The following is a 22,261-nucleotide window of genomic DNA, read 5'->3' on the forward strand; positions in this document are numbered from 1 at the left end:
GGAAAATCCGGCCGGATCCTGCTAGGCCCGAGTTCCCAACGAGGTCCGGCATTGGTCGATGAACGCGACCGCACGCCGCGTCAGCCGGACTCCGTTCAGGTGAACGGCGCCTGCATTCAGGCCGGGAAATGTACCGGTCAGTGGTCTGGTGACGAATGCCAGACCCTCGTAGCTCATGTTGATGTTGGTCCGCTGGCTCAGGATCGAGTAGCCCAGGCCGCGGGCGACGAGTGCTCGGACCATTTCAAAGCTGGTGGTGCGGAACCTGACGTTAGGAGTCAGATTCTCTGCGCCGAAGAATGACAGGAAGTAGTCCCCGCCCGGCGGAAGGTCAAAGAGGATCAGCGGCTGCGGCGCAAGATCCGCCAGGGCGAGGTTCTCCCGGCTGGCCAGTTCGTGGCGCTCGGGCAGGATGACGTAGGGCGGCGTGGAGACCACCACATTGAGCGCCAGATCTTTCGCAATGTGGCGCTGGCCGAAGTCGTATTCGTACAGGATGGCCAAGTCCAGCGAACCGTCCCGCAACTGTTCCTCCAATCGGGTGTGCGATCCCTCGACGAAGTTCAGGTCCACGTCCGGATGGTTTTTTGTGAAATCCGCGATGACGCGCGGCAGCAGGATCGGTGCCAGTGTGCTGTAGCAGCCCACTGCCAGTTTTCCCGAAAGGGATTCACTGGACTCCCGGGCGGAATTGCGCAGATCCTCCATACCGGCCACCAGCCTGCGGGCATCAGTCAGGACCTGCTGCCCCACATTGGTCAGCGTCAGCCCGCGCGGATGCCGGATGAAAACCTGCACGTCCAGTGCCTCTTCAAGATCGGACAGCGCCGTGGAAACGGCCGACTGGGAAAGATAGAGCCGTGCTGCGGCGGCCGTTACGCTGCCGGTCTCCGCAGCCGCAATAAGGTATTCAAGTTGCCGCAAACTGAAATTAGACATCGATTTAACCGAACCCCTTCTTCTAATACATCTGTTTTACATGCCGTGTGATCCATTGCATAGTCGTTCTCAGTACCAACGCCGTCGCCTGATCAAGGAGCAGATCATGACCGATCCCGATCTTCAACTTTTGTTCGATACTCTCTCCATCGATTCGACTTGGGGGCGCGAACAGCAACTGGCGGACTTCATGGCGGCGCAGATGCGTGCCTGGGGCGTCGATGATGTCGAACTTGTCGAGTCCCTGCCTGGCCGTCCCAGTGTTGGCGGCCGGATCCGCGGTACAGGAGGCGGAAAGTCCCTGATCCTGAACGGGCACCTGGACATCTATGAAACGTCCCCGGACTGGACCCGTGATCCCTTCACGCCTGTTGTGGAGAACGGTCGCGTGTACGGGGCCGGTATTGCCGACATGAAAGCGGCGACGACGGCGGCCCTCGCTGTGATGCGACGCATCGCCACCTCCGGCGAACGACCCCGAGGGGACGTCATATTCCAAGGGGTCTCGTGTCATTTTGAGGGCGGCGTGGGAACCCGCTCCCTGCTGGAGGCCGGCTTCACCGCCGACGCCGCCATCTGTGGCGAGCCCACGGACAACACCATCGGCACCGTGCACCGGGGCGCCGCATACCTGAAGATCACCACGTTCGGAAAGCAGGCGCACACCTCCGCCAAAGAGATGGGGCTGAACGCCATTGAAACCATGGAACCGATTCTCGTCGCTATGCGGGACCTGGAGGGTGCGATGCCCTACACCCCGCACCCTGATCTGCCTGGCGGCCCGAACCTGAACATCGGCACCATCCGCGGCGGCACCAAACACAACCAGGTTCCGGACCGTTGCGAAATGACCTGCGACATCCGGCTGCTGCCGTCACAGGACCCCTATGATGTCAAGGTCCAAGTGGAACAGATGATCAGCAATCTGAAAGCCACCGATCCCCGGATAGAAGCCACCGTGGAATTCAGCGACCACTGGCTCAGCGGACCCAGGCTCCCCTACGAGATCGACCGTTCCTCCCCCATTTCCACCACCGTAGCGGCCGCCGTCGCCGCCACAGGCTCCGACCCCGTGTACCAGGGCATCCAGTTCTGGACGGACATGGTGCCACTGAAGCAGTTCGGCATCCCCGCAGTCAACGTCGGCCCTGGCACACCGCCCTACAGCTGGCCCGACGAATGGGTCGAACTAGACAAATACCGGCAAATTATCGATGTCTACGCCCACGCCGTCACCCTCTGGTGCAAATAGCCACTCCCCGAAAGGAAATTTACTCCCATGAAAAGCTACAACCGAATCGCCGTCTTTACGGGTGCCGCAGTGGCCGCTACACTCGCCCTCTCCGCCTGCGGAGGCGCCAGCCCCGCCGCCGAGAAGTCGCCCACCGTGAACACCAAGACCTCAGGCATCCTCAGTATCGGAAGCGACCTTACCTACCCCCCGTACGACATGCTGACCGATGGCAAGCCAGCGGGCTTCGACGTCGACTTCATGAACGCCGTCTCCGCTGACCTTGGTCTCAAACCGCAGTTCTCAGACACCCGGTTCGCACAAATCGTCGCAGGCATCAAGGCAGACCGCTATGACGTAATCGCGTCTACGCTGTATGTCTCTGAGGCGCGCAGCAAAGAGGTCGACTTCGTCCCCTACTTCCAAACCGGTAACGCAATCCTGGTTCCCAAGGACGCCACACCGCTGACCAACGCCCAAGATCTGTGCGGCAAGAAAGTCTCTGTCATCACAGCCACCGTCATCGCCAAGCTCATGCCCACTACCGAAAGTGACAAGTGCAAGGCCGCCGGCAAGCAGCCCATCACAGTCCAGGAATTCCCCACCGACCCGGAAGCCACCCAGGCCCTGCTATCCGCGCAGGTGGACGCGCAGATGACCGATGCAGCCGTTGCGAAAACCGTCGTAGAGAAAACCAATGGCCGGCTCAAGATCAGCTCGGACTCACTGATCTACCCCATCGCGGTTGGCCTGGCAGTGAAGAAGGGCAACGCCGCCCTGCAGCAGGCCCTGACGAAGAGCGTGGAGAATTTGAAAACCTCCGGCGAATACGCCAAACTCCTGACCAAGTACAACGTACAGGCCGTTGATCCCGCTGTGCTTACCGAATCTCTGAAACAGGGTTAGTCATGACATTCGACTGGGCCTATACCTTCTCCCTCTTTGGCGATCCCGAACTCTGGAAGGCAGCCGGCGTCGTCGTTGCCCTGAGTGTTCTCGCTTGGGTAATTGCGAACGTAGCAGGCATCTTCCTGGCACTGATGAAAGAATCGCGGTCGAAGCTGCTCTCCAGCATTGCCGGCGTCTATGTCTGGCTCTTCCGGTCCCTGCCGCTTCTGGTATTGCTCGTTTTCGCCTACAACGTTCCGCAGGTCTTCCCTGCCACCCAGGTGATCCTGGGCTCCTCGTTCAATGCTGCGCTCATAGCCCTTGTGCTCAGTGAGGCGGCCTACATGGCGGAGATCCACCGCGGTGGACTGCTCTCCGTATCCATCGATCAGCGCGAGGCGGCCCGGGCACTGGGTCTGCCGTACGGGCACGTCCAGCGCCACATCGTCGTCCCACAGGCCTTCCGGATCGCACTGCCGGCGCTGGGCAACGAATTTGTCTCCATCCTCAAGCTGACATCCCTTGCCAGCGTCATCTCGCTGCAGGAGATCCTGCTGGTAGGTCAGCGCCTGTACACGCAGAACTTCCTTGTGCTGGAAACCCTGCTGGCCGTTGCGGTCTTCTACGTCCTTCTGGTCACAGTATTTGACCAGCTCCGTGCACTCCTGGAGCGCAAGCTCGACGTCAACCGGCGCCGGCCCTCACTGCAGACCGAGCCCGATAACGCTGCGGATGTCCGCGTGGCACGCGGACGCGAACGTCGCCCCCACAACGGCGACAAACTTGTCCACGCGCAGGGCGTGAGAAAGTCATTCCACGGTAACCAAGTCCTTAAGGGCGTCGACGTTGATGTCCACGCCGGCGAGGTAGTGGTCGTGATCGGACCATCCGGCTCCGGGAAAACAACCCTGGTGCGCACGCTCAACCATCTGGAGCCGGCCGATGGCGGCGTAATTGAGGTCAATGGTCAACTGTTGGGCAACCGACACGGCACGCAGGGTCGGATAGTGGCCCTGTCCGACAAGGAAGTTTCGCTCCAGCGGCGCAATGTTGGCATGGTATTCCAACGGTTTAACCTCTTCCCGCACAAGACGGTGCTTGAAAACGTCACCTTGGCCCCCATCCAGCTGCGGCAGTTCTCCAGCGCCGAGGGAGAGTCCTTCGGAATGGAGCTGCTCGGCAAGGTAGGTATGGCCGCGCATGCCAAGAAGTATCCCCACCAGCTCTCCGGTGGCCAGCAGCAGCGCGTTGCCATCGCCCGGGCGCTGGCCATGAAACCGTCCGTGATGCTCTTCGATGAACCCACCTCGGCACTGGACCCGGAACTGGTCCAGGAGGTCCTCGCCGTCATCGCCGACCTAGCCCAGGAGGGCGTCACCATGGTCATAGTGACGCACGAAATGAAGCTAGCCCGCGACGTAGCGGACTGGGTCGTGTTCATGGAAGATGGCGCCGTGGGCCAGCAGGGGCCGCCGGAATCCGTGTTCGGCCCCAACGCAGACCCGCGCATCAAGCGGTTCGTGCAAACCGTCTCCGACGTCCCACTGACGTCCGGAACTCCCGTCCTCGGGTAACCCCTGTCCGGCACAATCTGCAGTAGCGGCTTTCGGCATCTACCGGAAGCCGCTACTGCAGTTCAACCTCGGCGTATATCGCGGCGATGTGCTGCGTCATAGCCTGAGTGGTCGTCCCATTGGCAACCATCTGTATAGTCTGCCCCTGTGCGGCGCAGGTGCGTCTGGGACATGATGCTGGAAATACTTGTGAACACCGCGGACGTGTCGCCAATTCAGCCGTAGCCGCACGCCGTAGCGACTGCCGGGGACGAGCAACCGCAACCGCCGTCGCTACCTAAGGCCCTCCTCATCAGTTGCTGCAAGGGGCGCACTTTCGGCGGACCCAGCGGAGGCCCGGAGCGCGGCATACACCGGTCGTAACACTTCGGCAAGTGGACGCGAGCGGACTGTGACATCCATTGGCGGCAGCTGGTCCACCAGCAGCGCCCCGCTCACGGAACTCCGCCGCACAGGGACCGGCACAGGCGGGACGAAGAAGGTGTCCAGTACTTCGGTGAGAGGGGAGCCTGCGCGTCCCTCGTTCCCGCCAGCGTCGTCTGCCGCGTGCATCCGTCCCAGCAGATCCTCGCGTTCGCGTCCGCGCCAGGCAAGGATCCGGAACGGGTCGTCGTCGAACTGCTCGGCCAGCAGGTAGAACACCGCCGCCAGGTGCTTGCACGGCACTTCCCAGTCGGGGCAGGAGCAGTCCAGGCTCAGCTCTGCTGCGTTGCGGGGGAAGAGCCACAGACCGACGGCGGTGAATACGTCTTCGATGTCGGCGGGCATCTCCCCCGCCAGCAGGGTCGCCACATACCAGGCGTTGGCGGCGAGCGCCTCCTCCACCGCAGCCCACTCCGCCTTCCCAAACGCGGCGAGGCCGATGCGCACGCGGTAGGGCTTTGCCCGTGAGCCCTGGACGCTTGCGGCGACCGTGCCGGCATCGATGTCCAGCGAGATCACCTGCCCGCGCCGGGCGTAGTTGCGGCCACGTTGCAGGCGCCCACCCACACCAAGACTCTCCAGCACCTCGATGAACCGCGCTGACCACCAGCTCGTGCCGATGGCACCGCGCACACTTCGGGCCTTGACACCGCCCTCGACACTACGCGGGGTGGACGGCGGAAAGAACGGCGAATCGTACCGGCTAGTCACCGACGGCCTCCTTCGACAGGGCGAACAGATCACGCAGGCTCGCGGTAGACAACTCGGTGAGCCAGCCCTCGCCGTCGCCCACCACCAGGTCCGCCAACGCTGCCTTCTCCTCAATCATGTTATCGATCCGCTCCTCCAGCGTGCCCCTGCAGATGAACTTGCGCACCTGCACACGCCGCTTCTGCCCGATCCTAAAGGCCCTGTCGGTGGCCTGATTCTCCACCGCCGGGTTCCACCAGCGATCAAGGTGAATGACGTGGTTGGCGGCGGTCAGGTTCAGTCCCGTACCGCCGGCTTTCAGTGAGAGCAGGAAGATCGGCGGCCCGTCGGCAGACTGGAACCGGCGCACCATCTCGGTCCGGTTCTGACGGGAGGTGCCGCCGTGCAGATAGGCGACGTCCGTGTCGAAGCGGGCTGCGAGGTGCGGCAGCAGCATCTCGGCGAACTCGGTGTACTGAGTGAAGCACAGCACCTTGTCGCCCTCGGCAAGGATCTCCTCCAGGATCTCCTCGAGCCGGAGCACCTTGCCGCTGCGTTGCCCCACGGCGGAGCGGTCGTGCAGCAACTGGGCCGGATGGTTGCAGATCTGCTTGAGCTTCGCCATCGCGGCCAGCACATTTCCGCGGCGCTCGATTCCGTCGGACTCCTCGATTTTCTCCATCATGTCGTCGACGACGGACTGGTACAGTGACGCCTGCTCGCTCGTCAGCGTGTAGAACTGCTTGATCTCGATTTTTTCCGGCAGATCGTCGATGATTGTCGGATCGGTCTTAACGCGGCGCAGGAGGTACGGCCGGGTGATCGCCCGCACCCTCTCGGCGGCCGCCTCGTCGCGGTGGCGTTCGATCGGGATCGAATAACGGGTGCGGAACAGCTCCGCCGAACCCAACATGCCAGGGTTCAGGAAGTCCATGATCGACCACATCTCGCCGAGCCGGTTCTCCACCGGGGTGCCCGTGAGGGCGATCCGATGGGCGGCGGCAAGACGCTTGACGGCCTTTGCCGAGCGGGAGAGCCTGTTCTTCACCGCCTGCGCCTCATCGAGCACAATACGGTTCCAGGTGACGGCCTCGAACAGCTCCAGATCGCGCGTCAGCGTTGTGTAGGTGGTGACCAACATGTCGATGCCATTCAGGCCTTCGCCGAAGTCCTCACCGCGCAACCGGTCCGGACCGTGATGCACCCACATCCGCAACCCGGGCGCGAATTTTGCGGCCTCGGCCTCCCAGTTGCCGATCAGGGACATCGGACACACCAGCAAGGTAGGACCGGCGTCGGGATACTCTTCCCTGTGCACCGCCTCCAGTGCCAGCAGCTGAACGGTCTTGCCAAGTCCCATGTCGTCGGCGAGGCAGGCACCGACCGCGAGCTCGGCGAGGAAGTTCAGCCACGCCAGACCACGTTCCTGATATGGGCGCAGTGTGGCGCGGAAGCTCTCCGGCGGGGCGACCGGCTGAATTTTGGCGTCCGCCGAGCCGTCCAGCAGGGCTCCCAGCCAGCCGTCGGCGGTGATGCCGGCAACCTCCAGCGGCAGCTCGAGATCATCGGGATGAGTGGCGGCAAGGCGGAGAACATCCGCCACCGTGCCGCGTCCCGTTTCCTCGCGCTGCAGGAAATCAATGCCGCGTCGCAGTTGTTCGGGGTTGACCGTCACCCACTGGCCCCGCAGCCGAACCAGCGGGGCCTTCGCCTCGGCCAACGCGGCGATCTCCTCATCTGTGAGGGTGTGATCGCCCACGGCGAGGCTCCATTGGAAGTCGCACAGTTGCTCCCGGCCGAAGGCGGGAGCTTTGCCGGTATCATCGCCCATCGGTGTGGACGCCGAGAGCTTCAGGCCCAGCTTCGCGCGTTTGTCCCACCATGAGGGCAGCAGCACCGAGAAACCGGCCTCGTCCAGGGCGGGGGCAGCATCGCGCAGGAAGGCAAACGCGCCTTCCGAGTCAAGGTTGAGCCCACTGGGGCGCGACTGCCGCAGCCCAGGCTCCAGTGCGGGGTAGACGCGTACCGCCTTGCCCAGCTCAGCGAGCAGCACCTCCTGCGGATGGCCAAGCCAACGGGCCAGGGCCCCGCCGTCGCGCCATACCTGTTCAGCCGCCACCATCAGGCTGGGGTCTGAGGATGACTGGAGCAGGAACTCCAGCCGCCATGCGGGCACCTCCAGCCGTGCATCCACGGCGGATGCGTCACCGCTTACAGCCAGCGAAAGGAGTGGGCCTCCCCCGGGCTGCTCAGTGCTGAGAGCCTCGCTGACAGCCTCACTGAGCCGGAAGGTTGCACGGGCCGGAGCAGTGGCCTCCCGCACATACTCAGACCACGGCGCGAGCCCCCGTTCCAGCTCGGCAAGCGCCGGTTCCGGCACCCGGACGCGGGCGTCTGCGGTGTGAAGCGCCTCCAGCCATGCCTCGGCAGCGCGCGGTTGCAGAGGTTTCCGCCCCCGGCGCGGAGGCAGCATCGGCAGGTTGCGCGGCAGCCGGCCGCGAACCGCGGCATCGGTGAGAACGTCGAGGGACGACGTGATAAGTTCACCGGCATCCTCGGAGCCCGGTTCTGCCCGGAACGCGGCGGGCATACCGGCAATGAGATCGCCGAAGGCGAGCGCGTCCGGCCCCCGCAGCACCGCGCGCCACCGCGCCTCGGCGACGGCAGCGTCGCCTTCGTCAGCGTCGTGGTCGTCGTCGTCGGACCCGGCGAAAGTCCAGGCGATCCCCGGGAGCACTCGGCCCCGTTCCGCGAGTTCGTCGGCAAACCGACCCACTTCACCGAGGAACCGCGCGGAAGGTGCGATACGTACGTCGCCCAGTAACTCCGGTCCGTCGCCCGGGAACCGGTCGGGAAAGAGCGCGGAAGCCAACCCGCTGGCATTATGCTCACCGCCAAAGGCACTGAACACCGCCGGATTGACCCACACGACCGGCACCGTCCACGGCAACAGGGACGGACCGGTTGAGCTTGGCGGCCGCGGCGTGATCCGCACGAGCTCGGGAGAGTCCAGCGGCGAGCGTCGTAGCGAGGGCAGCAACAACGTTGTACTGCCCAGCTCGCCGGTCTGCATTGCCGCGACGACGTCGGCCGATGCGGCGAAGGGATGGGGTCGGGCGGCCTTCAGCCCCTGGTTTGCGCTTTTTACCGTCTTTTCGGAGTCTTCGGCCCACAGCCCGGGGCCACGGTTGAGCGACCAGAACGAGTGGAGCACCAGCAAGCGCGTTGCCTTTCTCGATGGGTTGCGACACTCAAGCCTACTACTACCCAGTTTCTACCCCTCCCGGCAGCAGGGGCTTCCAAACGTTCCCGCATCCGCCGGGGCCTGGTGGCGTATACGGTCGCCGTGGGCAAGGAGGTCGCTTGGGATTCGTCCTCTACTTGAGATTCGTCCTCTATAGGCCCGATTCTTCGTTATTCTTCGGTCGGTCAAGGTACTTTTTGACCGTCGCGATCTTCATGTAGAGCCGCAGGTCGTCGCCGCCGGTGGGAACAAACCCGTGATGGGTGTACCAGGCGACTAAGTCCGCATTGTCGGCGTCGACCACGACGATCTGACCTCCGGCCCGTTCAGCGGCAGCCATGATGGTTTCGAGTGCCGCGCGTAAGATCTGCCCGCCCCATTGGTTCACTTTGTCGCCGCGCAAGGACTTATCGAAGGCCAGCCTGGCCAACAACCAAGCGGGCGCATTGCGTAGAATTTTCCGTTGGAGCTCGATCCATACTCGACGGCCTGCGCGGCATACTCGGTAAGCCACTGGTTGTGTTCAGGGTAGCCACAGTCGAAGGCCCCCAGTCAAACCCGGGGCCAGCTTCGCTACTCGATGGGTCGATGTGGTCATCGACCGATCAGTCTCGGAAGCTTGGACAGTGCGGCGAGCTCGGTGGACTCATCGGGCATGTCCAGCGACGCCATCATTACATCGGAGACCTCGGGCGCCATGAGGGTAACGTCAGAGCGTGCGATCACCTTTTGAGCCGCCTGGCGAGCGGCGTCGGCTACAAATGCTGACTTCGTAACATGGAGCAGGCTCGCTGCTTCAGCGATGAGGACGATCGCCTGCTCAGGCTCGGAGGCTCACATTCAGAGTCACGCACAAGCGTGCGAGCCAGTAGAATTCTTCGGGCCGGGCGAAGGTCCTGATGAAGCTGTGGTCGACCTGCAAGTCGGACTCGCTCACACGGACACCAAAGAAGACGTAGGCGCGCTTCCCGTCGAACAAGCCGTGGGCCCGGGAACGCAACGAGGTTCAAGTCCCGGTGCCTCACTAGGCGTGCCATGACCTTGTCAATATACTCATCCGGCCGGAGTGCTCCGCCCGCCACTAGCCATTGGGCCGGTTCGGGATGTACTGCACCGCCCACTTGTTGCCGTCGGGATCGGCGAAATAAACGAAGTGGCCCCAGTCCTGGACGTCGACCTCGCTGACGTCCACGCCGTTGTTCTTGAGCTGCGCGTGCGCGGCCTGGATGTCGCCCACCACCATTTGCAGGCTGGGTGCGGTGCCGGGAGCGGCCTCGGTGAGGCCCTCGCCGATGCAGATGGAGCAGGCCGAGCCGGGCGGGGTCAGCTGAACGAAGCGGATCGAGTCGCTGGGCCGTTCGTCGAAGTCGGCGTTGAAGCCGACGTTGTTCACGTAGAAATCCTTGGCGCGGTCCACGTCGGACACGGGGACAAACACAAGTTCAAGTTTCCAGTCCATGCGCCACACGCTAGCGGAGGTCGCGGGAAACCGGTAGGGGCAGCGGACCTGGGTCTTTAGCCTCGGACTCCAGGCTGCCCTGTCGTTGGTCCATTTTTGGCCAAAAAAGGCAGCGTCGAGGACGTCACGGATCAACGTCCAGGGCTGGCCGAAGGCATCATTTTCCGAGTGCAGTGGGGTTTGCCGGAAAGTGCGCAGTCTGCCATGTTTTGCCCGTCGCGGTGATGGCGAATGTCTCGATACCGGGCCGCGCCTCGATCAGTCTCGGGCTTCCTCCCCCATGGCGAGGGCCGCGGTGGCAAAGGCATCCACCGTTGTGAGGCCCTCACCGGTGAGGGTGATGGTGGCAAGGCGCGCGGCGAGGGCCAGCACGTTCCCGGGCCATCGTCGTACATTTCTTCCGGCCCCGTCAGTGAACCCGGATGCCCCCAACATTGAGCGACGGGGCCACAAGCTCTGCCCAACGATCCTTGACCGTCCGGATGACGTCGGCGGGCGCCGCATCCCAGATCTGCTGGTTAAAAATCTCCACCTCCACCACGCCGCGGTAGCCGGCCTGCTCCATCCAGGCTCCGATGGGCGCAAAGTCGATTACGCCGTCGCCCATGAATCCGCGGGACAGCAGCGCATCCGCGGCAATGGGCAGGTTGAAATCGCACACCTGGAAGGAGGCAATGCGGCCCTGACTCCCGGCGCGGGCAATCTGTTCCTTCAGCGCCGGGTCCCACCAGACGTGGAAGGTGTCAACGACGACGCCGACAGTCTCCGCCGGGTGCGGCGCGGCCAGGTCCAGCGCCTGCCCCAGGGTGGAGATGACGGCACGGTCGGCGGCATACATGGGGTGCAGCGGCTCTAGGACCAGCCGCACACCATGTTCCAGAGCAAAGGGCACCAGCTCGGCCAGCCGGTCCGCCACATTCCGGCGAGCGGCCAGCAGGTCCTTGCCGCCGGACGCGGGCGTGCTGGCGGTCCCGCCGTCGACGGCGCCCGGAGCCACGCTGAAGGCGGGCAGCCCGCCCGCCACCATGACCAGCTCCGTAGCACCTAGGGCCTTTGCTTCCATAATGGCCGCGCGGTTGTCCGCCAGCGCCGCCGCGGCACCGGCCGGATCGGCAGCCGTCAGGAAGCCGCCGCGGCACAGGCTGGAGACACTCAGGCCGGAAGCTTTGACGAGCTCCACGGCATTCTCCAGACCCACTTCGGCCACCTTGTCCCGCCACAGGCCGATGTGGCCCAGCCCGGCCGCCCGGCACAGCTCAAGTGCCTCGGCCAGTGAGGCCTTCTTGATGGTGGCCGTGTTCAGCGACAGCCTCTCGAACAGCGCACTCACGCCGCTGCTCTTTTTCCATTGATTCCTGCAACGGCCAGGTACATGCCCATCCGCTCAGCCGCCAGTGCAGGATCCAGCAGCAGTCCGGCGTCGTCGGCCAGCCGGAACAGCTGGACCAGGTGCGCCACGCTGCGTCCTGAGTGCAGCCCGCCCACCATGGAAAATGCGGGCTGGAAGCCGTTGAGCCAGGCGAGGAACGCGATGCCGGTCTTGTAGAAGTACGTCGGCGCCTCAAAGGCGTGCAGCCCCAGCGCACGCGTCGAGTCCAGGATGGCCCTCGCCCGCACCGGATCGCCGTCGTCGTACGCCTGCAGCGCCGTGGAGGCGGCGGGTGCAATGGCGGCGAAGATGCCCAGCAGCGCATCCGAATGGCTCTCGCCGTCACCGTCGATCAGCTCCGGGTAGTTGAAGTCGTCCCCGGTGTACAGCCGGACACCTGGCGGCAGGGCCGCGCGCAGTCGGACCTCGTGCGCGGCATCCAGCAAGGACACCTTCACGCCGTCTACCTTGTCCGCATAGGCTTCAATGAGCGCCAGGAAGGTCGCCGTGGCGGCGTCGACGTCGCCGGAGCCCCAGTAGCCAGCCAATGCGGGATCAAACATCGTGCCCAGCCAGTGCAGCACCACCGGCTCGCGGACCTCGGCCAGCAGTGTCGAGTACACGTGCAGGTAGTCCGCCGGGCCGCTGGCCACGCGGCTCAGTGCCCGGGAGGCCATCAGGATCACCTTGGCCCCGGATTCCTCCACTACCGCGACCTGTTCGCGGTAGGCGGCCAGCACGGTCTCCAGGCCCTCCGGGCCGGGCTCGACGGCGGCGGGGTCGAGTTGGTCCGTGCCCGCACCGCAGGCCAGCAGGTCGCGGGTCGTGCGCTCCGGGGTGGCGATGCCTGCGGCCTCGGCGGCGCTGCGGCGGATGAGCTCGCGGGTGGCGGTCCAGTCCAGGCCCATGCCTCGTTGGGCGGTGTCCATGGCGTCGGCAATGCCAAGGCCCCAGCTCCACAGCTCGTGCCGGAAGGCCAGCGTGGCGTCCCAGTCAATGTCCGCCGGGGCGCCCGGCGTGTTGTTCCCAAGCGCCCTTGGTGTGACATGCGCCGCGGCATAAACCTTGCGGGAGCGGATCAGCCCGGCCGGTTTGGTCCAGGGACCGGGCTGGTTCAGCACCAATTCTTGGAGCGCGACGGCGCCACTTGCGTCCGCGCCCGCCGGCAGGAAGACGCTGGGACCTGTTGCGGCACGGTTCCGGGCGGAGTTGCCGACGGCTGACGCCGGTGCGCCGGAAGCCCCAGTTTCGGCAGCTTCGGCGCTCACAGCACGATCTCCGGAATGTCCAGCGTGCGGCGCTCAGCTGAGGACTGCAGGCCCAGCTCGGCCAGCTGCACACCGCGAGCGGCGGAGAGCAGACCAAAGCGGTGCTCGCGGCCGGCGACGACGTCGCGCAGGAATTCCTCCCACTGCAGCTTGAAGCCGTTGTCCAAGTCGGCATTGGCGGGGACCTCGGCCCACTGCTCGCGGAAGGGCTCGGTGACGGGCAGATCCGGATTCCAGACCGGCTTGGGGGTGTTGGCGCGCTGCTGGGAGACGCATTTGCGCAGGCCGGCGACGGCGGAACCGTGCGTGCCGTCCACCTGGAACTCCACCAGCTCGTCGCGGTACACGCGCACGGCCCAGGAGGAGTTGATCTGGCCCACCACGGCGTCGCCGGCTGCGGTCTCGAGGTCGAAGATGCCGTAGGCGGCGTCGTCGGCCGTGGCCTCGTATTTGTTGCCGGCCTCGTCCCAGCGGGCCGGGATGTGCGTGGCGGTCTTGGCGTTGACGCTCCTGACCTTCCCAATGATGCCCTCGAGCACGTAGCTCCAGTGGCAGAACATGTCGGTGGTCATGCCACCGCCGTCTTCCTTGCGGTAATTCCACGACGGGCGCTGGGCGGCCTGGATGTCGCCCTCAAACACCCAGTAGCCGAACTCGCCGCAGATGGAGAGGATCCGGCCAAAGAAGCCTTCATCCACCAGACGGCGCAGCTTGACCAGACCGGGCAGGTACAGCTTGTCATGCACCACACCGGCCGTGACGCCGGATTCCCGGCCGATGCGGGCCAGCTCAATGGCCTCTTCCAGTGTCTCCGCCGTCGGCTTCTCCGTGAAGATGTGCTTGCCGGCGGCCATTGCCTTCTTCAACGTGGCGGCCCGAAGACTGGTCATCGAGGCGTCAAAGACCACGTCCACGGAGGGATCGTTGATGACGGCGTCCATATCTGTGGACCACTCGTCCACGCCGTGGCGCTTGGCCAGCTCCCGGACCTTTTCCTCGTTGCGGCCCACCAGGATCGGCTCGATGTCGATGGTGGTGCCGTCCGCCAGGACCAGACCCGAATCGCGCAGCGGCAGGATGGAACGCAGCAGGTGCTGGCGGTATCCCATGCGGCCGGTGATGCCGTTCATGGCGATGCGAAGCACGGGGGGCTGCGTAGTTTGCTCAGTCATGGGTTCTCCCTGGAAGTGTTTGTGTCGAGGGACCTTCCTTACGTTGGAAAGCGCTTTCCACGCTATACTGGGAACACCCGGTTGGTCAATGCCTTTTCCTGAATGCGTGACACAGACGGCGCAATTGCCCTCAGCCGCGTCCCGCCGCTCCCGCACAACCAGCGAAAAGAGGACCTCATGGCCGCAACGCTCAGCGATGTTGCGCGGCGTGCGGGCGTGTCCCTGGCCACGGCATCGCGGGTGGTTAACGGCTCCGAGCGGATCCCCGCGGCAGCCATCGCGGACCGTGTCCGAGCGGCAGCCGCGGAACTGGAGTACGTGGCCAACGCCCAGGCCCAGGCTCTGGCCCGTTCGGCCACCCGCCTGGTTGGCCTGGTGGTGCACGACATCGCAGACCCGTACTTTTCCACCATTGCCCGCGGCGTGCAGCGCTGGGCCGGGCAACAGGGACAGCAGGTGCTGCTGGCCAGTTCGGACCACGATCCAGCGGCCGAGCTCGACGCGGTCACGGCCTTCATGTCCTACCGCACCGATGCCATCGTCCTGGCCGGCTCCCGGCTGCGGACCCCGGATCCCGCCCTGAACCAGACGCTGGCAGGCTACATCGCCGGTGGAGGACGGGTCGTCAGCCTCGGCGCCACCGGCATCCCGGAGGCACAGCACGTGGACATCGCCAACGAGACCGGGGCCTTTGCGCTGGCCACGGAGCTGGTTTCGCTCGGTCTCCAGCGGTTCGCCATCCTGGCAGGCCCGGAGCAGCTGGCCACGGCCTGGCAGCGGGCCACCGGCTTCCTGCGGGCGCTGGCCGCCGCCGGCCTGGCCCCCCTCGCCGTCTTGCCCGGCGGCTTCACCAGCCGGGGCGGCTACGACGCGGCCCTGGAGTGCATGGTCCGGCTGGGCGGCGCCGCGGCCAGGCCTGACCAAAGAACCCAGGAGGGGCCGCTGTGCCTGCTGGCGGCCAACGACGTCATGGCGCTCGGTGCTATCACGGCCATGCGCAGCCTCGGGCTTAGTGTCCCCCGCGACGTCCAGGTGGCGGGCTTTGACGACATCCCCACGCTGCGCGACCACTCGCCGGAACTGACTACGTACCGGCTCCCGCTGGAGGAAATCGGCCAGGTGGCGGCCAAGCTCGCCCTGGCCGCGGACGCCGTCGGGCCGGTGCACATCGACGGCGACGTACTCATCCGCGAAAGCGCCGGCCGCCCGGGCCATTAAACGCCTCCGCCGGTTCGCGCTCAAGCCCGAGTTTCACTACAGCATGAGATTCAGCAACAAGGTCGCCGTGGTCACTGCCGCAGGCGCCGGCATCGGGGGGGTCCGTGGCACGACGCCTCGCTGCCGAGGGTGCTGCGGTCGTAGTTTCCGATGTCAATGACGAGGCCGGTCAGGCGGTCGCCGCTGCCATCCCGGCCGCTGGCGGGCGGCCATGCCCAAGCCCGTCCAGGACGTCACCCCGGCCGAATGGGACCGCACGATGGCCGTCACGCTGCCCAAAACGTTCCTGTGCCTGCAGGCGGAGGCGGCGTACATGGCCAGGCACGACGACGGCGCGATCGTGAACATTGACTCGGGGTGACAGGGCTTTCCTCCACCCCATGCTTACCCCGTATGGCGCCTCCAAGCATGGCGTCGTGAGCCTGACCCGGGGTGTTGCGATGGAGAACGCGGACCGGGGCATCCGTGTCAACGGGGTGGCTCCGGGCGCCGTTGATACCGCGGCGCTTGCCTCGCTGCCCGAGGACGCCAGAGCGGGGTACGCGGCCGAGGCGCCCAGGAAGCGGCTGGGCCGGCCCGACGAAATCGCCAACGCGGCAATCTGGCTGCTCCCGGACGAGGCCAGCTTCGTCACGGGCGTCGTCCTGCCGGTCGATGGCGGGACCCTGCATGCCTGACCCTGCACCCGGATACCGTCACGAACTAATCGTCGCCCTCACTCGGATCCTCGCCGAATGGACGGCGCCGGATTTCCTGACGGCGGTCGCCGCCAGGGAGGGCGTTTCCCTGGACCCCGGTGCAATTGTCATGGTCACGATCCTGTCCCGGCAGGGCGCCTCCCGCCCATCCCGGCTGGCCGCGCAGATGGTAACCGGAGCCTCCAACGTCAGCAAGATCGTTGGCCGGCTCACCGAGGCCGGGCTTGCTGTTCGGGGCCCCGACCCATCGGACGCGCGTGTCCAGCCCGTGCATCTCACCGGTGCAGGGCGCCGGGTCGCCGGTGCATTCGTCCGGGCCGGCGATGGGCTGGTCGACGAGCTGCTGGACGACTGGGACGAGGCGGACCGGCGGGCGTTCACTGCCATGCTGCAACGCTTTGAACGGTCAACCATTGCCCTGTCTTCCCGATTGCTGGGCCGACACCCCCATGGAAGGATAATCAGCATCTTGAACCGCCCCCCAGCAAGCGTGCGCTGAGCCGCTGGGTGCGGCGCGAAACCAACACGCGTCACTGGGCCGGCGCCGGTATTCCGCTGCACGCGATCGCACCCGAGGACGGTGCCCCCGCCGATGACCGCCGACCTGTTGTCCACTCCCGAGGGTCGGGAGATGACGGACATATGGCGCTGGCGCGCTTTGGGATTATCTGGAGACCTTCCCCATCAGCCCGGCAATGGGCCTTAGGAATATCGGTCGCGCAAGGAACCAAGCAGCGACCATGACCGCGAGAGAAAAGGCAAAGACGCCAAACCCTAGCCAGCTGGCATCATCACGCCCACCATACATGTGGTTGAGGTTCCGCAGCATTCCTGTGGACAGCACCAGCGCGACATGCACGGCGACGAAGCCCGCGAAGAAGAGCATCACGGGGAAGTGGATCTTCCGGGCAACCTCGATGGGATAGGCCCTGTCCAAGGCCGCATTGCCCTTTGGCCATGCCGGGCTCATCCGCACTCCGGTGATCGCAGCCAGGGGTGCGGCCAGGAAAACGACGGCGAAGTAGGACAGCAGCTGCAGTGCGTTGTAGTTCACCCAGCCGTTCTCCATCGGCCAGTCCAGGGACGCATACTGCAGAGCGGCACTCAGCGCATTGGGAAAGATGTCCCAGCTGGTCGGAACGATGCGCACCCACCCGCCGGTAGCGAACAGCAGCACCACGAACACCAACCCATTGAGCAGCCACAGCACATCCAGGCTGAGGTGGAACCACAGGTCCAGGCTGATCTTGGTCGGCTTGTTCCTGGTCTTGAACAGACCGGCGTTTTTCCGCGTCCAATAACCCTTTGGTCGAGCTGTGTTTCGAACCTGCCAGCCCGAGCGGATGATCAGGATGAGGAAGAACGCATTGAGGAAGTGCTGCCAACCGAGCCAGGCTGGCAGTCCCACCGGGGCGCCGTTGGGCAGTTCGGACTGCCCCGGGTAGCTGAGCAGAAAGTCCTGAACCGGCTCCAGGCTGCGCATCCATTTGGCCAGGAGCACGACGACGGCCAGGGACAGCACGGCGATAGCGACCCATTTGGCCAGCGACAGCCATCCGATGGCCCCGGGCTTGGTCGCTGGGCCGGGCTTGGTTAGCAACGACATGTCATGATCTCCCTAGACGCCGGCGCCGGCGCGTGCTTCGAGGACGGACTGCAGCTGGGGCAGGATCGTGAACAGGTCCCCGACAATGCCGAAGTCGGTGATGTCGAAGATGGGGGCATCCTCATCCTCGTTGATGGCCACAATCCGCTTGGCCGTCTGCATGCCCGCACGGTGCTGGATGGCGCCGGAGATGCCGACCGCGAGGTATAGATCCGGGGAGACGCTGATGCCGGTCTGGCCCACCTGGTGGCTTTGCGGAACGTAACCGGCATCCACGGCGGCGCGGGAGGCGCCCAGGCCAGCACCCAGGGAATCCGCCAGCTGCTCAACCAGGGCGAAGTTTTCCTTCGACCCAAGCCCCCGCCCGCCGGAAACCACGATTTTGGCCGACGGCAACTCGGGGCGGTCTGAGCTGGACGGGGCCGCATGCGTGGCCGTGATGGTCGCCGCGGCGTGGGCGTCGACGTCGAGCTGGATCACCTCAACCTGGGGCGCGGCAGCGGCGGGGGCCGGCTCGCCGCTGGATGCCACGGTCATCATCGCGATGCCGGAACCGACGCCGGACTCGGTGGTGTAGCTCCCGCCGTACACCGAATGCGTGGCCGTGATCCTGCCTTCGACGTTTTTCACGTCGATGGCCTCGAGCAAGACGGGGTTGCCGGTGCGGGCGGCAAGGCGTCCGATGGCTTCGCGGCCATCGGCGCTGTTGGAGGCCAGTACCGCCCGCGGTGCGTAGCGCTTCATGGCCTCGGCCAGTGCCGCCACTGCCCCGGCTGCCACATGGCTGGTGGCGGTGGGGGTCTCTGCCACGAAAACCGTCGGTGCACCCAGTTTGCCGAGCTGCGCCACCAGTTCGTCGCTGGTCCCGGCAGGGGCGGCCAGAACCGCGACGGGCTCGCCCAGCCGGGTTGCCAGCTGCAACAGGTGGCCCGTGGTGGAACGAAGCGCGCCATTGGCCGCCACTTCAACGTTGACAAGAATACTGCTCATGGTGTGCAGTCCTTTCAGATCAGGTTTTCGGCGCTGAGGTAAGCAATGAGCTGGGATGCGGCGTTTCCGTCGTCGACGATCTTGCGTCCCGCGGTCCGGGCGGGCCGCTTGCGGGACGCAAGCACGACGTTTCCGTCGGCGTTCCGGATGTCCGCCATCCGCAGGCTTGCGGCGTCGCACACGGCAACGGGCTTGCGCTTGGCCGTCATGATGCCCTTGAACTTGGGGAAGCGAGCCTCGGGTGCGCGTTCGGTGACGGAGATGACTGCGGGCAGCTGGGCCACCAGCGCTTGGGTGCCATCGGCGCTCTGTCGCTCACCGGTGACGGACGCGCCGGTGAAGTGCGCGGAATTCAGCGGCCCCAGGAAGGGAACGCCGAGCAGCTCGGCCACCATGGCCGGTACGACGCCGCCGCGCCCGTCGGTTGACTCGTTTCCGGCGATCACCACGTCGAAATCCGCGCCTGTCAGCCCGCTGGCCAGGACCCGAGCGGTGGTCAGGGCATCGGCGCCGGCAAATCCGTCGTCGACCAGGTGCATGGCCGAATCCGCACCCATGGACAGCGCCTTGCGGAGCGCCTCGGTGGCGCTGCCCGGGCCCATGGTCACGGCGACGATTTCCACAGACTTGTCCGCGTCCTTTTGCCGCAGGGCCGTCTCGAGCGCGCGTTCGGTGATTTCGTCGGCGACCCGTTCGCTCGCCGCCCGGTCCACATATCCCCCTGAGGTGAGTTTCCGGTCGTCCCAGGTGTCGGGGACCTGTTTGATCAGGACTGCAATTTTCATGGAATATCCTCCCTGTTCGAGCGGCCTTAGGCCGTTGCGGCTACTGGTTGACCGGTGCTGTGCGCGGCCGGTGGGGTGCGGTGGGTGTAGGTGCCGCGGTCCAGCACCACGGTGTCCCCGACGCGGACCTGGAACAGTGCGCCGGTCTCGGTCTTCCAGATGCTGGTGGTCAGCTCGTCCCCCGGGACCACCGGGGAGGCGAAGCGGACGCTGAGCGAGCCGAAGTTTCCGGGGTCCGAATCCGCGATGTTTTCCAGCACTGCCCGTCCGGCGAATCCCATGGTGCACAGCCCGTGCAGGATCGGCTTCTCGAAGCCGACCATGCCGGCCAGCTGGGGGTCGGAGTGCAGCGGGTTCCGGTCCCCGTTGAGCCGGTAGATCAGCGCCTGGTCCAGCGAGGTCCGTTGGACGATGGCTGCATCGGCTGTGCGTTCCGGGACGCTCCAGCTCTCGGCCGGTCCGGACTGGCCACCGAATCCGCCTTCGCCGCGGATGATCATGGTGGTGACGCTGGTGGCCACCGGTTCGCGGGTCTGCGCGTCGAGTAATTCGGTGCTTAGCTCGATGACGGCGTTCCTGCCCCTGTCGTGCACCGCGCTCATGCCACTGACGGGGATCACGGTGCCACGGGTGGCCAGGCTGCGGTGCAGCGTGATGGATTGGCCGCCGTGCAGGATCTGCGAGAGCTTGAAGTCGCCCAGCTCGTCCATCGAACCACCCGAACCGCCCAGCACGACGGCGAAGGTCGGCAGGACCTGTTGCTCGATGCCCCGGGAGTTTTCGGTGGTGAAGGCCAGATTTTCCAGCTGGTTCCGGGAGCCTGCCCCCACGCTGACGGCGTAGAGCAGGGCGTCCCTGGAGTCCCAGCTGAAGGGGGCACCTTCGCGTCTCTTCCCTATGTTTTCCTGGTGGATAGCCATCGGTCTTGCTCCTTCCACGGGTAATCCCGGGTCGCTTCCGACGCTCACCTGACGGTGGCGCGGATCATAGTATCCTCAAATACTATAACCAGATTCTAGTTCTTGTCTACGGAACGCTTCACTCGTCCCGATGCGGCTTGACCTCTGCCGCGTGCCCCAGCTGGAACCGGCTGGCTACTGTGCAGCTCCTGCCGGAACCTTGGGTGAGCTGCTCCGACGTGCCGCGCGTTCCTGCGAGGTTTCCGGGACCCACCTCACGGGATCGCGTTTGAGCAGCAGGGCCACCGCCACCGAGAGCACGGCAAAGACCAGCACGAAGATGAATGCCGCGCTGATTCCCGTCTGGTCGACCAGCGTCGTCACGGGGTTCTGGTGGCTGGCCAGGATGTAGGCACCGATGGCGGTGGCCGTGGACTGCCCCACGTTGCGCACCATGGTGTTGGCGCCGGCGGTTTCCGAGGTGTGGGTTTCCGGAATGGCCTCAATCAGCACATTAGGCAGCGCCCCGTAGGTCAGCGAGATGCCGATGCCGTTCAGCGCCAGGGCCACGATGAACATCATGGAGTTGCCTAACGTGAGCAGGATGACCGGAAGGACCAGGGTCATCAGCAGCAACCCGCCAATGAAGACCGAGCGCGCGCCATAGCGATATGCCAGGCGGCCGCCCAGGGGCGAGAAGAAGTAGCCGAGGAGCGCTGTCACGCCACTGAGGATGCCGGCGGAGGCTGCGGTGAAGCCGAGCCCGAAGCCCAAGCCCGTGGGGTACTGTAGGACCATTTGCGTGGGCACCGCCAGTCCGCCAATCGGACCGATGGCGGCCAGCAGCGTTGCGGTCATCACCAGGGCAATCTGGCGGTTCTTGAACATCCGCAGGTTCACGATCGGCGATTCGACCCGCAGTTCCCACCAGATCCACAAGGCGATGACGCCCAGGCCCAGGACGATCAGGCCCAGGAACTGGGCCGAGGCGAAGCCGGTCCGCGAGCTGAAGGACAGGGCCAGCAGGATGGCGCTAACCGCAATCGGGAGGAGCAGCGACCCCAGGTAATCGGGCTTTTCCCGGGTGGGGGCAACGTTGTCACGCGGGATGACGAAGTAGACGGCGATGGCGGCCAGCAGGGCCAGCACCGCTGCGAAGGCAAAGATCCCGTGCCAGGAATAGGCATCGATCATGAACCCGGCGATGAGGGCGCCGCCGGCGCCGGCGATCAGGGCCGAGGCGCCGATCATGGAGACGCCGACCGGGACACGTTTCGCCTCCAGATGTTCGCGGGCCAGGCCGAAGGCCAGCCCCATCACCGCACCGGCGGTTCCCTGGATGGCGCGGCCCAGGATGATCATGCCGAGGCTGCCGCCGAGCAGTGAGATCAGGGACCCCAGGCTGGCGATGGCCAGCACGATGACCAGGACCTTGCGCCGGCCGTACATGTCGCCGAAGCGTCCGCCCATGACACCGGCGGAGGCCGAGACCAGCAGGTAGGCGGTCACCACCCAGGCGACGGTGTTGGCGTCGACCTTGAATTCGTTGATCAGCGTGGGAAGCGTGACGTACATCATCGACAGTTCAAAGGCCGAGACGATCTCTGCCAGGATCAGGGCCGCCACGATGGCGATGAATCCTGGACTTTTGAGCCTCTGGAGGGTAGCGGCCTGCCGGCCCATGGGTGCGGACATCGTTGTCCTGCCTTTCAGGTGTGCGGAGAAAAGAAAGCGATGACACCCCGAACGGTGGCGTTCGACGGCGGTGATGCAAACAATCTTTGGGTCTGGGAGGCACTCGGGATGAG

General features: G+C 65.3%; 22 protein-coding genes. 7 read left to right on the forward strand and 15 right to left on the reverse strand.

What is annotated here, in order from left to right; all coding sequences use genetic code 11:
- Window positions 1-21: 21 nt before the first annotated feature.
- The gene (locus ACLLJI_RS16010; RefSeq protein WP_434614256.1) at window positions 22-939 is read right to left on the reverse strand and encodes a LysR family transcriptional regulator; all 918 of its coding nucleotides are present in this window, start codon (window positions 937-939) and stop codon (window positions 22-24) included.
- Between the two features lie 106 nt (window positions 940-1,045).
- Between ACLLJI_RS16010 and ACLLJI_RS16015 the strand changes: the two genes are divergently transcribed.
- From ACLLJI_RS16015 to ACLLJI_RS16025, 3 genes are read left to right on the forward strand one after another with little or no spacing between them, the layout of a single operon-like run.
- Entirely contained in the window at window positions 1,046-2,191 is a 1,146-nt protein-coding gene (locus ACLLJI_RS16015) for a M20 family metallopeptidase (RefSeq protein ID WP_434614259.1), read from the forward strand.
- Between the two features lie 27 nt (window positions 2,192-2,218).
- Window positions 2,219-3,076, forward strand: coding sequence for an ABC transporter substrate-binding protein (locus ACLLJI_RS16020; protein WP_434614262.1), 858 nt, complete (start codon window positions 2,219-2,221; stop codon window positions 3,074-3,076).
- A 2-nt stretch (window positions 3,077-3,078) separates the two neighbouring features.
- Window positions 3,079-4,632, forward strand: coding sequence for an amino acid ABC transporter permease/ATP-binding protein (locus ACLLJI_RS16025; protein WP_434614264.1), 1,554 nt, complete (start codon window positions 3,079-3,081; stop codon window positions 4,630-4,632).
- A 273-nt stretch (window positions 4,633-4,905) separates the two neighbouring features.
- On the opposite strand, the gene ACLLJI_RS16030 is transcribed toward ACLLJI_RS16025, so the two are convergent.
- The 9 genes from ACLLJI_RS16030 to ACLLJI_RS16070 form a co-directional block, all read right to left on the reverse strand.
- Complete coding sequence (locus ACLLJI_RS16030; protein ID WP_434614267.1) at window positions 4,906-5,766, reverse strand: SWIM zinc finger family protein; 861 nt, start codon at window positions 5,764-5,766, stop codon at window positions 4,906-4,908.
- Complete coding sequence (locus ACLLJI_RS16035) at window positions 5,759-8,959, reverse strand: DEAD/DEAH box helicase (RefSeq protein ID WP_434621611.1); 3,201 nt, start codon at window positions 8,957-8,959, stop codon at window positions 5,759-5,761. Before ACLLJI_RS16035 ends, ACLLJI_RS16030 begins: the two co-directional genes overlap by 8 nt.
- A gap of 181 nt (window positions 8,960-9,140) precedes the next feature.
- On the reverse strand, window positions 9,141-9,503 hold the full coding sequence (locus ACLLJI_RS16040) for a hypothetical protein (protein WP_434614270.1): 363 nt from the start codon (window positions 9,501-9,503) through the stop codon (window positions 9,141-9,143).
- Window positions 9,504-9,583: 80 nt separating this feature from the next.
- Window positions 9,584-9,802: a DUF1778 domain-containing protein gene (locus tag ACLLJI_RS16045; RefSeq protein WP_434621614.1), complete on the reverse strand. Its 219-nt coding sequence runs from the start codon at window positions 9,800-9,802 to the stop codon at window positions 9,584-9,586.
- A 268-nt stretch (window positions 9,803-10,070) separates the two neighbouring features.
- Complete coding sequence (locus ACLLJI_RS16050; RefSeq protein WP_434614273.1) at window positions 10,071-10,448, reverse strand: VOC family protein; 378 nt, start codon at window positions 10,446-10,448, stop codon at window positions 10,071-10,073.
- 258 nt (window positions 10,449-10,706) lie between these two features.
- On the reverse strand, window positions 10,707-10,883 hold the full coding sequence (locus tag ACLLJI_RS16055) for a hypothetical protein (RefSeq protein ID WP_434614276.1): 177 nt from the start codon (window positions 10,881-10,883) through the stop codon (window positions 10,707-10,709).
- A complete protein-coding gene (locus tag ACLLJI_RS16060; protein WP_434614279.1) occupies window positions 10,858-11,778 on the reverse strand; it encodes a sugar phosphate isomerase/epimerase family protein in 921 nt (306 codons plus the stop codon). Before ACLLJI_RS16060 ends, ACLLJI_RS16055 begins: the two co-directional genes overlap by 26 nt.
- Window positions 11,775-12,986, reverse strand: a complete 1,212-nt coding sequence (locus tag ACLLJI_RS16065; RefSeq protein ID WP_434621617.1) for a dihydrodipicolinate synthase family protein — start codon at window positions 12,984-12,986, stop codon at window positions 11,775-11,777. The genes ACLLJI_RS16060 and ACLLJI_RS16065 overlap by 4 nt, the downstream gene beginning before the upstream one ends.
- Before the next feature lie 95 nt (window positions 12,987-13,081).
- On the reverse strand, window positions 13,082-14,257 hold the full coding sequence (locus ACLLJI_RS16070; protein WP_434614281.1) for a Gfo/Idh/MocA family protein: 1,176 nt from the start codon (window positions 14,255-14,257) through the stop codon (window positions 13,082-13,084).
- Window positions 14,258-14,359: 102 nt separating this feature from the next.
- Between ACLLJI_RS16070 and ACLLJI_RS16075 the strand changes: the two genes are divergently transcribed.
- The 4 genes from ACLLJI_RS16075 to ACLLJI_RS16090 all read left to right on the forward strand — a co-directional run bounded on the left by ACLLJI_RS16075 (window position 14,360) and on the right by ACLLJI_RS16090 (window position 16,672).
- Entirely contained in the window at window positions 14,360-15,475 is a 1,116-nt protein-coding gene (locus ACLLJI_RS16075) for a LacI family DNA-binding transcriptional regulator (RefSeq protein ID WP_434614284.1), read from the forward strand.
- A 211-nt stretch (window positions 15,476-15,686) separates the two neighbouring features.
- The gene (locus tag ACLLJI_RS16080; RefSeq protein ID WP_434614287.1) at window positions 15,687-15,836 is read left to right on the forward strand and encodes an SDR family NAD(P)-dependent oxidoreductase; all 150 of its coding nucleotides are present in this window, start codon (window positions 15,687-15,689) and stop codon (window positions 15,834-15,836) included.
- A gap of 19 nt (window positions 15,837-15,855) precedes the next feature.
- Window positions 15,856-16,152, forward strand: coding sequence for an SDR family oxidoreductase (locus ACLLJI_RS16085; protein ID WP_434614290.1), 297 nt, complete (start codon window positions 15,856-15,858; stop codon window positions 16,150-16,152).
- The gene (locus ACLLJI_RS16090) at window positions 16,145-16,672 is read left to right on the forward strand and encodes a MarR family winged helix-turn-helix transcriptional regulator (RefSeq protein WP_434614293.1); all 528 of its coding nucleotides are present in this window, start codon (window positions 16,145-16,147) and stop codon (window positions 16,670-16,672) included. The genes ACLLJI_RS16085 and ACLLJI_RS16090 overlap by 8 nt, the downstream gene beginning before the upstream one ends.
- Window positions 16,673-16,837: 165 nt before the next feature.
- Here the strand turns inward: ACLLJI_RS16090 and ACLLJI_RS16095 are convergent, their stop codons facing one another.
- The 5 genes from ACLLJI_RS16095 to ACLLJI_RS16115 all read right to left on the reverse strand — a co-directional run bounded on the left by ACLLJI_RS16095 (window position 16,838) and on the right by ACLLJI_RS16115 (window position 22,148).
- Window positions 16,838-17,779, reverse strand: a complete 942-nt coding sequence (locus ACLLJI_RS16095; RefSeq protein WP_434614296.1) for a cytochrome b/b6 domain-containing protein — start codon at window positions 17,777-17,779, stop codon at window positions 16,838-16,840.
- A 12-nt stretch (window positions 17,780-17,791) separates the two neighbouring features.
- Complete coding sequence (locus ACLLJI_RS16100; protein WP_434614299.1) at window positions 17,792-18,769, reverse strand: electron transfer flavoprotein subunit alpha/FixB family protein; 978 nt, start codon at window positions 18,767-18,769, stop codon at window positions 17,792-17,794.
- A gap of 14 nt (window positions 18,770-18,783) precedes the next feature.
- The gene (locus tag ACLLJI_RS16105; protein WP_434614302.1) at window positions 18,784-19,554 is read right to left on the reverse strand and encodes an electron transfer flavoprotein subunit beta/FixA family protein; all 771 of its coding nucleotides are present in this window, start codon (window positions 19,552-19,554) and stop codon (window positions 18,784-18,786) included.
- Between the two features lie 26 nt (window positions 19,555-19,580).
- Window positions 19,581-20,474 carry a MaoC/PaaZ C-terminal domain-containing protein gene (locus tag ACLLJI_RS16110; RefSeq protein WP_434614305.1) on the reverse strand — a complete coding sequence of 298 codons (894 nt, stop codon included), beginning with the start codon at window positions 20,472-20,474 and terminating at the stop codon, window positions 19,581-19,583.
- 174 nt (window positions 20,475-20,648) lie between these two features.
- The gene (locus tag ACLLJI_RS16115; RefSeq protein ID WP_434614308.1) at window positions 20,649-22,148 is read right to left on the reverse strand and encodes an MFS transporter; all 1,500 of its coding nucleotides are present in this window, start codon (window positions 22,146-22,148) and stop codon (window positions 20,649-20,651) included.
- Window positions 22,149-22,261 lie beyond the last annotated feature (113 nt).

The organism is Arthrobacter sp. A5 (assembly GCF_051131705.1).
In the GTDB taxonomy this organism is placed as follows: domain Bacteria; phylum Actinomycetota; class Actinomycetes; order Actinomycetales; family Micrococcaceae; genus Arthrobacter_M.